General features: G+C 62.0%; 10 protein-coding genes. 3 read left to right on the top strand and 7 right to left on the bottom strand.

Going from position 1 to position 12954, the window contains the following annotated elements:
- Positions 1-161: 161 nt before the first annotated feature.
- Together GB927_RS27755 and GB927_RS27750 are read right to left on the bottom strand one after the other, a co-directional pair.
- On the bottom strand, positions 162-2066 hold the full coding sequence (locus GB927_RS27755; protein ID WP_256120472.1) for a propionyl-CoA synthetase: 1905 nt from the start codon (positions 2064-2066) through the stop codon (positions 162-164).
- Positions 2067-2203: 137 nt separating this feature from the next.
- The gene (locus tag GB927_RS27750) at positions 2204-2863 is read right to left on the bottom strand and encodes a YggS family pyridoxal phosphate-dependent enzyme (protein WP_256120471.1); all 660 of its coding nucleotides are present in this window, start codon (positions 2861-2863) and stop codon (positions 2204-2206) included.
- A gap of 198 nt (positions 2864-3061) precedes the next feature.
- Between GB927_RS27750 and leuS the strand changes: the two genes are divergently transcribed.
- The 3 genes from leuS to holA are packed head-to-tail and all read left to right on the top strand — an operon-like array spanning position 3062 to position 7245.
- Positions 3062-5692, top strand: a complete 2631-nt coding sequence (gene leuS / locus GB927_RS27745; RefSeq protein WP_256120470.1) for a leucine--tRNA ligase — start codon at positions 3062-3064, stop codon at positions 5690-5692.
- Complete coding sequence (gene lptE, locus GB927_RS27740) at positions 5679-6203, top strand: LPS assembly lipoprotein LptE (protein WP_256120469.1); 525 nt, start codon at positions 5679-5681, stop codon at positions 6201-6203. Before leuS ends, lptE begins: the two co-directional genes overlap by 14 nt.
- A gap of 7 nt (positions 6204-6210) precedes the next feature.
- Complete coding sequence (holA, locus tag GB927_RS27735) at positions 6211-7245, top strand: DNA polymerase III subunit delta (RefSeq protein WP_256120468.1); 1035 nt, start codon at positions 6211-6213, stop codon at positions 7243-7245.
- A 16-nt stretch (positions 7246-7261) separates the two neighbouring features.
- On the opposite strand, the gene GB927_RS27730 is transcribed toward holA, so the two are convergent.
- The 5 genes from GB927_RS27730 to mnmE form a co-directional block, all read right to left on the bottom strand.
- Positions 7262-8152, bottom strand: coding sequence for a ParB/RepB/Spo0J family partition protein (locus tag GB927_RS27730; protein WP_256120467.1), 891 nt, complete (start codon positions 8150-8152; stop codon positions 7262-7264).
- A gap of 24 nt (positions 8153-8176) precedes the next feature.
- Positions 8177-8971, bottom strand: coding sequence for a ParA family protein (locus GB927_RS27725; RefSeq protein ID WP_256120466.1), 795 nt, complete (start codon positions 8969-8971; stop codon positions 8177-8179).
- A gap of 16 nt (positions 8972-8987) precedes the next feature.
- A complete protein-coding gene (rsmG, locus tag GB927_RS27720; protein ID WP_256120465.1) occupies positions 8988-9620 on the bottom strand; it encodes a 16S rRNA (guanine(527)-N(7))-methyltransferase RsmG in 633 nt (210 codons plus the stop codon).
- Positions 9617-11494, bottom strand: a complete 1878-nt coding sequence (gene mnmG / locus GB927_RS27715; RefSeq protein ID WP_256120522.1) for a tRNA uridine-5-carboxymethylaminomethyl(34) synthesis enzyme MnmG — start codon at positions 11492-11494, stop codon at positions 9617-9619. Before mnmG ends, rsmG begins: the two co-directional genes overlap by 4 nt.
- A gap of 73 nt (positions 11495-11567) precedes the next feature.
- The gene (mnmE, locus tag GB927_RS27710; RefSeq protein ID WP_256120464.1) at positions 11568-12893 is read right to left on the bottom strand and encodes a tRNA uridine-5-carboxymethylaminomethyl(34) synthesis GTPase MnmE; all 1326 of its coding nucleotides are present in this window, start codon (positions 12891-12893) and stop codon (positions 11568-11570) included.
- Positions 12894-12954: the final 61 nt, after the last annotated feature.

Genomic DNA, 12954 nt, shown 5'->3' with positions numbered 1-12954 from the left:
CAGATCTTAAACCGGTCGCCCAAAGCGGCCGGTTTTTTTATTTGGGAACCTACCAACCCCACAACGTCATCCTCGGGCTCGACCCGAGGATCCACCGGCTTGCTGGATGGTCGGGTGAAGCCCGACCATGACGGAGGAGAGGTATGTGGTCGCCGGAATCCCTAGCCGAACCGGCGCGTCGACAGCACCTCGGCGATCTCGTCGAGAATGGCCGGATCGTCGATGGTCGCGGGCATCTTCCAGTCCTGCTTGTCGGCGATCTTCTGCATGGTGCCGCGCAGGATTTTTCCCGAGCGTGTCTTGGGCAGGCGTTTCACGCAGAGCGCCGTCTTGAAGGCGGCGACCGGGCCGATGCGCTCGCGCACCAGCGCGATGACCTCCTGCTCCACGAGCGATGATTCACGTGAAACACCGCTCTTCAAAACGAGGAAGCCCGCCGGCAGCTGGCCCTTCACCGCATCGGCTACGCCGATGACCGCGCATTCGGCGACGTCCGGATGGCTGGCGCAGACCTCCTCCATCGCCCCCGTCGAAAGACGGTGGCCGGCGACGTTGATGATGTCGTCGGTGCGCGACATGATGAAGACGTAGCCATCCTCGTCCACATAGCCGGCATCGGCCGTCTTGTAATAGCCGGGGAACTCGGCAAGGCAGGTCGTGTGGAACCGCTCGTCGGCATTCCAGAAGGTCGGCAGGCAGCCTGGGGGCAAGGGGAGCTTGATGGCGATGTTGCCGAGCGTGCCCGACGCCACCTCATGGCCGGCATCATCCAGCACATGCAGCTCGTAACCCGGCATGGGCACGGTGGGCGAGCCGTGTTTCACGGGCAGCCGGTCGAGGCCGAGCGGGTTGCCGACGATCGCCCACCCCGTCTCCGTCTGCCACCAGTGATCCACCACCGGTACGCCGAGCACGGCCTCCGCCCAGCGGATCGTCTCCGGATCGGCGCGCTCGCCCGCCAGGAACAATGCGCGTAGGCTGGACAGGTCATGGTGTTTCACCAACAGCCCCTCCGGATCCTCCTTGCGGATCGCGCGGAACGCCGTCGGCGCGGTGAAGAGCACGGAGACCTTGTACTCCTCCACCACCCGCCAAAAGGCCCCGGCATCCGGCGTGCCGACCGGCTTGCCCTCATAGAGCACCGTCGTGCTGCCGTTCAAAAGCGGCGCATAGACGATGTAGGAATGGCCGACGACCCAGCCGATATCCGACGCAGCCCAATAGACCTCGCCCGGCTCCACGCCGTAGAGCGCCCGCATCGTCCAGGCGAGCGCCACCATGTGCCCGCCATTGTCGCGGATGACGCCCTTCGGCTGGCCGGTCGTGCCGGATGTGTAGAGGATATAGAGCGGGTCGGTCGCGGCGAGTGACGCGCAGGGGATTTCCCGCCCCGCAGCCCGCGCCGCCTCTAGCGCCGCTCCGAGATCGACATCGCGCGCGTCGTGAAGCTCCGCCGCCAACTCCGGCCGTTGCAGCACGAGGCAATGGTCCGGCTTGTGCCGCGCCAACGCGACCGCCGTATCGAGCAGTGGCTTGTAGGCAACCACCCGGTTCGGCTCCACACCGCAGCTTGCGGTGACGACGAGTTTTGCCGTGGAATCATCAATGCGTGCCGCGAGCTCGCTGGCGGCAAAACCGCCGAAGACCACCGAATGGATCGCCCCGATGCGCGCGCAGGCGAGCATCGCGAAAATCGCCTCCGGGATCATCGGCATGTAGAGAATGACGCGGTCGCCCTTTACGACGCCGTGATCGACAAGCACGGCCGCCATGGCATTCACCTGCGCAAGCAGGTCGGCATAGCTGTAGCGCGCCTTGCGGCCCGTCACCGGGCTATCATAGATCAGCGCCGCCTGGTCGCCGCGTCCCGCGGCCACATGCCGGTCGACGCAATTGTGACAGGTATTGCCCACGGCATCCGGAAACCAGCGCCCATAGACGCCCTGCGCGCCATCGAAAATTTCCACCGGCTCCTTGAACCAGTCGATCGCCCGTGCGGCCTCCGTCCAATGCGTCCTGTGGTCGTCCTTCCAGGCCCGGTAGGTTTCGGCATAAGTTTTCGGCATCGTTTCCTCCCACCCGACCGCGAAACGGCCGGTTTCTCCTTGGGAGAGAATAGGGAAGGGCGGGCGATGCGCAAAGCCAGACGAAAGCCTGAGACGGCAGGGCCGCCGTCTTGCGCTTCGTCAAACCGGAGACGCGGTCAGCGCGTCCCGAAGATCGCCGAGCCGACGCGCACGCTGGTTGCGCCAAGGCCGATGGCAACGTCGTAATCGCCCGACATGCCCATCGAGAGCTTTTCGAGACCGCAGCGTTCAGCGAGTTTCGCCAGCAGCGCAAAATGCGGGCCGGGATACTCGTCCGCCGGCGGAATGCACATCAGCCCCTCGATCGAAAGGCCGAGTTCGTCGCGGCAGAGGGCAACGAAGGCAACCGTATCGTCCGGCGCAATGCCGGCTTTCTGCGGCTCAAGGCCCGTATTGACCTGGACATAGAGCCGCAGGCTGCGCCCCTGCCGCGCCATCTCGGCGGCGATGGTGCGCGCAATCTTCTCGCGATCGACCGTCTCGATGACATCGAACAATGCCACGGCCTCGGCCGTCTTGTTGGATTGCAGCGGGCCGATGAGGTGCAGCTCGATATCCGGCGTTTCTGCGCGAAGACCCGGCCACTTGCCCTCCGCCTCCTGAACGCGGTTCTCGCCAAAAACCCGCTGGCCAGCCTCAATGGCCGGACGGATGGCGTCCGCCTCAAAGGTCTTCGAGACCGCGACCAGCGTCACCGCCTGCGGCTCCCGGCCGGCCTCGCTGGCGGCCTTGCGCATCCGGTTGCGAACGTCTTCGAGACGGTCCTGCAGGTCCATGGTCATTCTCCCTTCGGCATCATGCTCCGGACCTAGCCAAAATGGCGCCGCTTGCCAAGCCGCGGGCGATGCGACACAGCCCCGCGGAGCCCACAAAACTTGACGCTTCGGCGGTTTCATGATGAAGGTCTCGCCACTATATTCGCATGGGCGAACCGCCCTCCAAGACTCCCAAAAGACTTCCGGAACATCAAAGACATGGCCACCGAACGTTACAATCCGCGCGATGCCGAACCCCGCTGGCAGGCAAAATGGAACGAAGAAAACGTCTTTCTGACCAAGAACGACGATCCGCGCGAAAAGTACTACGTGCTTGAGATGTTCCCCTATCCGTCGGGCCGCATCCATATGGGCCATGTGCGCAACTATGCCATGGGCGACGTGGTTGCCCGCTACAAGCGTGCGCGCGGCTTCAACGTGCTGCACCCGATGGGCTGGGACGCTTTCGGCATGCCCGCCGAAAACGCCGCCATGCAGAACAAGGTCCACCCCAAGGGCTGGACCTACGAAAACATCGCGACGATGCGCGGACAGCTGAAATCCATGGGCCTGTCGCTAGACTGGTCGCGTGAATTCGCCACCTGCGACGTCGAATATTACCAGCGCCAGCAGCACCTCTTCCTGGATTTCCTGGAAAAGGGCCTGGTCTACCGCAAGCAGTCCAAGGTGAACTGGGACCCGGTCGACCACACGGTTCTGGCCAACGAACAGGTGATCGACGGCCGCGGCTGGCGGTCCGGCGCGCTGGTCGAACAGCGGGAACTCACCCAGTGGTTCTTCCGCATCACGGATTTCAGCCAGGACCTGCTCGATTCGCTGGACACGCTCGACCAGTGGCCGGAAAAGGTCCGGCTGATGCAGAAGAACTGGATCGGCCGCTCGGAAGGCATGCTGATCCGCTGGGAAATCGCCGAAAGCGCCGGCCTCACGGGCGAAAAGGACGTCACCGTCTACACGACGCGTCCCGACACGCTGTTCGGCGCCTCGTTCCTGGCGATTTCCGCCGACCATCCGCTGGCCAAGGATGCTGCCGCGCAGAATCCCGAGATCATGGCCTTCTGCGAGGAGTGCCGCCGCGCCGGCACCTCGCTGGCTGCCCTTGAAACCGCCGAGAAGAAGGGCATGGACACGGGCATCCGCGTTCGCCATCCCTTCGACGCGAGCTGGGAATTGCCGGTCTATGTCGCGAACTTCGTGCTGATGGATTACGGCACGGGCGCCATCTTCGGCTGCCCCTCCGGCGACCAGCGCGACCTCGACTTCGCCCACAAATACGACCTGCCGGTCGTGCCCGTCGTCATGCCGAAGGACGCCGACGCTGCGACCTTCGCGATCGGCGACGAGGCCTATGTCGGCGATGGCGTGATGATCAATTCCCGCTTCCTCGATGGTCTGAGCACCGAAGATGCCTTCGAGACCGTGGCGAACCGCCTGTCGGCCGCGACCCTCGGCAATGCGCCGCAGGGCGAGCGCAAGGTGAATTTCCGCCTGCGCGACTGGGGCATTTCGCGCCAGCGCTACTGGGGCTGCCCGATCCCGGTCATCCATTGCGACGATTGCGGCGTGGTTCCCGTGCCGAAGGCCGACCTGCCGGTAAAGCTGCCGGACGACGTCACCTTCGACAAGCCCGGCAACCCGCTCGACCGGCACCCGACCTGGCGCCACGTCGCCTGCCCGCATTGCGGCAAGGACGCGCGGCGCGAGACGGACACGATGGACACCTTCGTCGATTCGTCCTGGTATTTCGCCCGCTTCACTGCACCCTGGGAAAACGACCCGACCGATCCGGTCGCCGCCAACGCCTGGCTGCCGGTCGATCAATATATCGGCGGCATCGAGCACGCGATCCTGCACCTGCTCTATTCGCGCTTCTTCACCCGCGCCATGCAGGTCTCGGGCCATCTCGACGTCAAGGAGCCCTTCAAGGGCCTCTTCACCCAGGGCATGGTTGTGCACGAGACCTATAGCCGCGGCGAAGGCGCCAAGCGCGAATGGGTGACACCGGCCGAAATCCGCATCGAGGAACTGGACGGCAAGCGCCGCGCCCTGCACCTCGAATCCGGCGAAGAAATCGCCATCGGCTCGATCGAGAAAATGTCGAAGTCGAAGAAGAACGTCGTCGACCCGGACGATATCATCGCCTCCTACGGCGCCGATACCGCCCGCTTCTTCGTGCTCTCCGATTCCCCGCCGGACCGCGACGTCATCTGGTCGGAAGCCGGCGTCGAAGGCGCACACCGCTTCGTCCAGCGCGTCTGGCGCCTGGTGTCGGAAGCTGCCGTCGCCCTGAAAACCGCCGAAAGCCGTCCGGGCACAGAGGGCGATGCGCTCGCCGTCTCGCAGATCGCACACAAGACGCTGAAGGCCGTGCAGGCCGACTACGACAAGCTCGCCTTCAACAAGGCCGTCGCGCGCATCTACGAATTCGTCAACGCGCTTGCAGCACCGCTGGCAACCGCCGCTGCCGGCAAGGCCTCGCCCGAGCTCGCGTCCGCGCTGTGCGAGGCTGTCGGCATCCTGATCCGCATCGTCGCCCCCATGACACCGCATCTCGCCGAAGAGTGCTGGCGCGAGATCGGCGGCGCAGGCCTCGTCGCCACGTCCGGCTGGCCGGCCTACCAGGACAGCCTGGTGGCCGACAACGAGGTCACGCTGCCGGTGCAGATCAACGGCAAGAAGCGCGCGGATTTGACAATCGCCCGCGATGCGGACCAGAGTGCGGTCGAAGCGGCCGTGCTGGCGCTCGAAGCCGTCCAGGCCGCGCTCGCCGGCCAACGCCCCAAGAAGATTATCGTCGTACCGCAGAGGATCGTGAATGTTGTTGTCTGACGGAACCGGCCTCTCGCGGTTTGCCAAGGCGCTTGCCGGCCTCGCCATCCTCGGCGCGCTCGCCGGCTGCCAGGTGCGCCCACTCTATTCCACGGGAAGCGGCACGGAAGGCAAGCTCGCCTCCGTGTCCATTTCGGAAGCGAATGACCGCGTGGAACAGAAGGTTCGCAACGACCTGATCTTCCTCCTCGCCGGTGGTGCCGGCGAGCCGCAGAACGCGACCTATCACCTCGAAATGAACGTCACCGTGCGCAACATTGGCGTGCTCATCGACGTTGCCGACGATATTCCCCGCGCCGGCCGCATCGTCGTCGCGGCAGACTATAACCTCGTGAAGACCGACTCCGGCGAAACGCTGGCCTCCGGCAAACGCTCGTCCGTCGCGCTGGTCGATTTCCCGGTACAGGAATTCGCAAAGCTGCGCGCCGTGCGAGATGCGGAAAACCGCGCCGCACGCGAGCTGGCAGAGCTGATCCGCGCAGACGTCGCCGCCGCTCTCGGCCGTCGCTGAGCCGGCTATGGCAGAGGTCAAGTCGCACGAATTCGATGGTTTCCTGAAGCGGAAGCCGCTGCCCGTACGGCTCTTCCTCATCTACGGCCCCGATCGCGGCCTGGTTTCCGAACGGGCCGCGGCACTCGCCGCCAACAGCGGCGTTGATCTGGCCGATGCTTTCTCCGTCGTGAAACTCGACGCCGGCGAAATCGGCAACCAGCCCGGCCGCCTTATCGATGAGATGAACGCCATCGGCCTCTTCGGCGGCGATCGCCTCGTCTGGATCCGCAATGCCGGCAGCGAAAAAGGCCTCGCCGACGCGCTCGAAATCCTGGCAAGCATGCCCGCCGGCCCTTCCACGCTCGTCATCGAAGCCGGCGACCTGAAGAAGGGCGCTGCGCTACGCAAGGCGGCCGAAACGAGCAGCCAGGCCGCCGCCATCGCCTGTTACGCTGACGACGGACGCGCCTTGCAGGCCCTCATCGACCAGGAACTCGCCACCGAAGGCCTGCGGATCTCCCCCGCTGCCCGGGAACGCCTGGTGGAGACGATCGGCGGCGATCGGCTCGCCTCCCGCAACGAAGTCCGCAAGCTCGCCCTCTATTGCCGCGGCAAAGAGCTGATCGAGGAACAGGACGTCGAGGACATTGTCGGCGACGCCAGCGCGATTTCGACGGACGACGCCATAGACGCGATCCTCAAGGGTGACCGCGACGGTTTCATGCACGCGATCCAGAAGATCGTCTCCTCGAAGACGCCGATCTTCCTCGTCCTGCAAGGCTGCCTCCGGCAATTCCAGCTGCTGGAGCTGATGCGTGCCGAAATGGATGAAAAACGCGCGCCCGCAGCCCAGGCCATGGCGACGCTCGGCCGCCATCTTCATTTCCGGCGCAAGCCGATCATCGAAAATGCTTTAAAAACCTGGGCTGGCCCCGCCATTCGACGTGAAACCCAGCGCCTGCAAGCGGCCATCCTGCAAAGCCGGCAACGCCCGGCATTGGAAGATACAATCGCCATGCAAACCATGCTGGCAACCGTGCTGCAATCGGCCAGGCGCTGAATCCGGCTAAGGACTTTTAGCGACGCTCCAGAAGCCGGCAGATTTCCTCAAGCTGCTCCAGCGTTTTGTAGGCGATACGCAGATGGCCACCGCTGCCCTTGTGGTTCACGGATACGTCGAGACCAAGAACATCCGACAACGTGCGCTCCAGCGCCAGCGTATCAGCATCCTTCTCGTCCTTGCGCGCCGTCTGGCCGTGGTTCGGATCGGTCTGTGCCTTGATATCGTTTTGGGCAAGCCGCTCCGCATCGCGCACCGACATGCCCTTCGCGACAACCGCCTTGGCCAGCGCAATCGGATCGGACGTCGGGATGAGCGCGCGTGCATGGCCGGCGGAAAGCGTGCCGGAGGCAAGCATTTCACGCACCGGCTCCGGCAGCTTCAGCAGGCGAAGGCTGTTTGCCACGTGGCTGCGACTCTTGCCGATGATTTCGCCGAGATCGTTCTGCGTGTAACCGTGGTCGGCAATCAGAAGCTCATAGCCCATCGCCTCTTCCAGCGGGTTGAGGTCCGAACGCTGAACGTTCTCCACGATGGCGATTTCCAGCGCCGTACGGTCGTCCACGTCACGAATGATGACCGGGATCTCGATCAGCCCAGCGAGCTGAGCCGCCCGCCAGCGCCGTTCCCCGGCGATGATCTCGAAACGATTGTCTGCAATGGTGCGCACGACGACCGGCTGCACGATACCGTGCTGCCGAATGGACGAAGCCAGGTCCTGCAGCTCCGACTCGTCGAAATACCGCCGCGGGTTGCGCGGGTTGCGGCCGACGAATTCAATCGGCACTTCCCGGTCCGGATTGAGCGCCGGGCGCGCGCCGACATCGGCGGCCGGAAGCTGGTCCATTTCACCGATCAGGGCTGCGAGGCCGCGGCCGAGACGCCGCTTTGAGTTGTCATCATTCATCGGTTCTACTCACGAATACTGAATTCAGGCCGCCTTACGCTGCCTCTCACGCTGGATCACCTCGGAAGCAAGCTGAAGATAGGCCTGGCTTCCGGCGCATTTGAGGTCATAGAGGATCGCCGGCTTGCCATAGGAAGGCGCCTCGGAAACCCGCACATTCCGCGGAATGAGCGTATGATAGACCTTTTCGCCAAGATGCGTGCGCACGTCGTTGACGACCTGCTGCGCCAGATTGTTGCGCGAGTCGAACATGGTGAGCACGATGCCCTGTATATCCAGGCGCGGATTGATCGTGCGGCGTACCTGATCCACCGTCTCAAGCAGCTGGCTGAGACCCTCCAGGGCAAAAAACTCGCATTGCAGCGGCACCAAAACGGAATGCGCGGCAGCGAGAGCGTTCATCGTCAGGAGATTGAAGGACGGAGGGCAATCGACGAGCACGTAAGAGTAAGACACTGCCTCGTCGGAGGCCAAAGCACGCTTCAGACGGAATACGCGGTCATTCTGCTGCGCGATCTCCATTTCGACCCCGAGCAGGTCCATGGTCGAAGGGATAATCGAGAGGTTCGGCACGGCCGTCTGCAACACTGTCTCGGCCACACCGTGGCTGCCGATCAGCAGATCATACGACGAAAACTCACGGTTTCGGCGATCGATACCGAGACCGGTGCTGGCATTGCCCTGGGGATCCAGATCGACGATCAGTACGCGCTCGCCAATCGCGGCAAGCGCGGTCGCCAGATTGATCGCGGTCGTCGTTTTGCCGACGCCGCCTTTCTGGTTTGCAATGGTAATGATTCGGTTCTTTTCGCCTGCCATGGACATCCGCCGATCACTAAATTGTTCGCGAGAGCTTCGAAAGTTCGAGCACAACGGAATCCGGCTCGACAATGCTGGCATGTTTTACCAGATCGAATCTCCACCGACCAAGCGCTTTATCGATCTCCCGCTGGTAATCCCGGCCTTTGTGAAGAAAAAACCGCAAATCGGCATTCCGCTCCGCCCACGGGAGCCCGAAATCCATCAGCAGGTCGAGATCGGCGAGAGCACGGGCAGATATGGCATCGCAATGCGCAATCGCCGCCGGCGCATCCTCGATTCGAATTGCATGGACAGATGCGCGGGCGCCGGTTTCCAGAATGGCGGTGCGCAAGAACGCTGCCTTCTTGTTGTTGCTCTCGACAAGATGAACCCAGCCATCCCCTGAGCCAACGAGCAGAATGCCGGTAACGATCCCCGGAAAGCCCCCGCCACTCCCAAGGTCGACCCAGGTTCGCGGACCTGGGTAAAGCGAATAGATCTGTAGGCTATCGACAATATGGCGGCTCCACACCTCTGAAAGCGTGGATGGCGCAACTAGATTGATGGCCTTCGCCCATTTTTGGAAAAGCACAACAAAGGCATTCAGCCTATCCACAGTTTCACGTGAAACATTCAGACCATTCAGTTCCGGCGGTAGGTGATTCATAGCTGTGCAGCTCGCTGCACAGGAACAGGTAAGCGCTTCAGATAGGCGAGCAAGAGGGTAAGCCCTGCGGGCGTCATGCCGTCAACACGTGCGGCCTGAGCGAGATTCGACGGCTTCGCCGCCGCCAGCTTCTGCCGCAGTTCGATGGAAAGACCAGGCAAGGTGCTGAAATCGAAATCGTCCGGAATTCCCCGCCCTTCCTCACGCCGCGCCTCTGCAATATCCGTTTCCTGACGATTCATGTAGACGGCATAGGCCGCTTCGATCTCGATGGCGTCACGAACGCGCGGCGAGAAGCGCCCAAGATCGGACCACACCGCAGTGAGCCGCGCGTAATCGATGTCGGGATAAGCGAGCAGTTCATAGGCGTTTCGCCGCACACCATCCTGATTGATCTTCAAGCCGTGACTCGCCGCCTCATTCGGCGACAATTTGAGATCGTGGAGCTGCGCGCGGGCTAATCCCATGTCCTCGGACCATTGGCTAAAGCATTGCTCTCTTTCGGTGCCCACGATGCCCAAATTCAAACCGACGGGAGTCAGACGGACATCCGCGTTATCGGCGCGCAAAGAAAGACGATATTCTGCGCGCGAGGTGAACATGCGGTAGGGCTCGGTCACACCGCGCGAGGTGAGATCGTCGAGCATGACACCGATATAACTTTCCGTTCGGCTGAAGATATGGCCCTCCGCACCCGACGCGCGTCGCGCAGCATTCAAGCCGGCGACGAGCCCCTGCGCCGCAGCTTCCTCGTAACCGGTCGTGCCATTGATCTGACCTGCGAGAAAGAGACCGGGTTGCCGCTTGGCTTCCAGCGTGGCCGACAATTCACGCGGGTCGACATGATCATATTCAATCGCGTAACCCGGCTGCAGTATCGTGACCCGCTCCAGGCCCGGGATTGTGCGAATGAACGCATCCTGCACGTCAGCGGGAAGGGAAGTCGAAATGCCATTGGGATAGACGGTGTCGTCGTCGAGACCTTCGGGCTCCAGGAAAATTTGGTGGCCATCGCGCTCGCCGAACTTGACAATCTTGTCTTCGATCGACGGGCAGTAGCGGGGACCGACGCCTTCGATTTGGCCGGAATACATGGCGGATTTGCCGATGTTTTCCTCGATAATGCGGTGAGTTGCTGGCGTCGTTCTCGTCACGCCGCATTCGATCTGCGGCGTGGTAATACGATCCGTCATGAAGGAGAACGGCACAGGATCTTCGTCCGCCGCCTGGCGCCCTACGGCATTCCAATCAATGGTGCGGCCATCGAGGCGTGCCGGCGTGCCGGTCTTTAGACGTGCCAATTTGAAGCCGAAACGTTCAAATGTTGCCGAGAGCCCAAGTGACGGCTCTTCGCCCACGCGGCCGGCGGGAATCTTTTCGTTGCCGATATGAATGAGGCCCCGCAAGAAGGTGCCAGTGGTGATCACAACGGCTCCACAGCCGAGACGCCGGCCGTCCTTCATCACAACGGCACCAATCGTGCCATCCTTGATTTCGAGATCGAAGGCATCACCTTCGATCACATCCAGGCCAGATATCGCCGCGATTTCGGCTTGCATCGCTTCGCGGTAAAGCTTTCGGTCGGCCTGGGTTCGGGGACCACGGACTGCCGGGCCTTTTCGGCGGTTTAGCAAGCGAAACTGGATGCCGGAGCGATCCGCCACTCGTCCCATCAGGCCATCGAGGGCATCCACCTCGCGAACGAGGTGGCCCTTTCCGAGACCACCGATCGCCGGGTTGCAGGACATGACGCCAATCGTCGCCGCTTTGTGTGTGACCAAAGCCGTCTTGGCGCCGGCGCGGGCAGCCGCTGCGGCAGCTTCGACGCCTGCATGACCGCCGCCGACCACGACAACATCATAGTTCTTTATCATCGTCATGTTGGACCTACCTGTTTCACGTGAAACGCTCAAAGCGACTCGTGTACGTTGTGCTGTTTCACGTGAATCATTTGCCTATGCAAAATTCTGAGAAGATGACGTCGAGTAGATTTTCTACATCGACGCGTCCTGTTACGCGGCCGAGAGCTTGTCCTGCCAAGCGGAGATACTCCGCTTGCACGTCCAAGCCCGATTCCGCAGACCCCAAAGCAAGTAGTATCTGTTCCCGAGCCATGGTGAGGTTTAGCGCGTGCCTCTGTCGGGTTGGAAGCGCTAGGGCACCGCCGGCCTCGAGATCTGGCAGATGCAGGCTGAGGAGATCCAGCAGTTCTGGTATGCCTTCACCCGTTCGTGCTGAGATAATAACATCGGCATCGGATTTTGGCCAAGATGCATCTCGTGAATCAGCCTTTGTTTGGACGCGGAGAACGGGGACTTCGTAGCCTTGTACAAATTCATGCCAATCCGGTTTGTGCGCCGCAGAAAGTAGAAGGACCAGATGAGCTTCGGCCATCGAACTCTGCGTCCGACGAATGCCTTCTCGTTCCACAATGTCATCGGTTTTTCGCAGGCCGGCGGTGTCGTAGAGTCGTACGGCAAAGCCTGCAAGATCGAGATCGGCGTGCAGGACGTCACGTGTGGTTCCCGGTACGTCAGTGACAATCGCGACGTCGCGTTTTGCCAGGTAGTTCAGCAGGCTCGACTTTCCCGCATTGGGCTCGCCGACGATGACGACTTTCAGTCCGTCTCGCACGATTTCTCCAGTACGTGCTTCGGCGATATGGTTGAGGATTTCTTGATCGAGTTTCTGCATGTCGTGCCAGATCTGGCTTGCGACAGAGCCGGGGATGTCGTCCTCGTCAGCGAAATCCAATTCGGCTTCGATCATCGCGCGGGCATGCGTCAAACGTTTCGCCCACGAATCGTAGAGTTTGGAGAGACCACCAGAGGCTTGTTCGGCTGCAAGGCGACGTTGCATTTCGGTTTCGGCGGCGATCAGGTCGGCGAGGCCCTCGACCTCGACCAGGTCCATGCGGCCATTCAAGAACGCCCGGCGGGAGAATTCACCGGCTTCGGCGGCCCGTAGGCCTTCCATGTCCTCCAAAGCTGCCAGAACGGCTTTTACCGTCGCTCTTCCGCCGTGAATCTGAAGCTCGGCGCAATCTTCCCCGGTAAAGGAATTGGGTGCGGGAAAAAACAGGATGAGGCCATCGTCGAGTTTTTCGCCGTTGCGGTCCCGAATCGATTGTAATGACGCGCGCCGCTCGGGCGGAACACGTCCACAAAGAGACTGGATTGCCTGGCCACTCGCGGGGCCGCTGAGGCGGATCACGGCAACGCCGGAGGGCAAGCCACCGCTCGACAAAGCGAAGATCGTATCGGAGGTGTTCATATCTTCAACATTCCGGGTACGAATCGATTCTTCTGTTTCGGTAAAGAATCGATTTTCTCTC

Source organism: Shinella lacus, assembly GCF_010994755.1.
Taxonomy (GTDB): Bacteria; Pseudomonadota; Alphaproteobacteria; order Rhizobiales; family Rhizobiaceae; genus Shinella; species Shinella lacus.
Note: the sequence above shows the minus strand (reverse complement) of the source record. Positions and strands in the feature narration are given on the sequence as shown.

What these genes read in the sequence shown, in the direction of transcription:
- GB927_RS27755 (WP_256120472.1), bottom strand. Translation starts at nt 2,066, where the DNA reads ATGCCGAAAACTTATGCCGAAACCTACCGGGCCTGGAAGGACGACCAC.
- GB927_RS27750 (WP_256120471.1), bottom strand. Translation starts at nt 2,863, where the DNA reads ATGGACCTGCAGGACCGTCTCGAAGACGTTCGCAACCGGATGCGCAAG.
- leuS (WP_256120470.1), top strand. Translation starts at nt 3,062, where the DNA reads ATGGCCACCGAACGTTACAATCCGCGCGATGCCGAACCCCGCTGGCAG.
- lptE (WP_256120469.1), top strand. Translation starts at nt 5,679, where the DNA reads ATGTTGTTGTCTGACGGAACCGGCCTCTCGCGGTTTGCCAAGGCGCTT.
- holA (WP_256120468.1), top strand. Translation starts at nt 6,211, where the DNA reads ATGGCAGAGGTCAAGTCGCACGAATTCGATGGTTTCCTGAAGCGGAAG.
- GB927_RS27730 (WP_256120467.1), bottom strand. Translation starts at nt 8,152, where the DNA reads ATGAATGATGACAACTCAAAGCGGCGTCTCGGCCGCGGCCTCGCAGCC.
- GB927_RS27725 (WP_256120466.1), bottom strand. Translation starts at nt 8,971, where the DNA reads ATGGCAGGCGAAAAGAACCGAATCATTACCATTGCAAACCAGAAAGGC.
- rsmG (WP_256120465.1), bottom strand. Translation starts at nt 9,620, where the DNA reads ATGAATCACCTACCGCCGGAACTGAATGGTCTGAATGTTTCACGTGAA.
- mnmG (WP_256120522.1), bottom strand. Translation starts at nt 11,494, where the DNA reads ATGATAAAGAACTATGATGTTGTCGTGGTCGGCGGCGGTCATGCAGGC.
- mnmE (WP_256120464.1), bottom strand. Translation starts at nt 12,893, where the DNA reads ATGAACACCTCCGATACGATCTTCGCTTTGTCGAGCGGTGGCTTGCCC.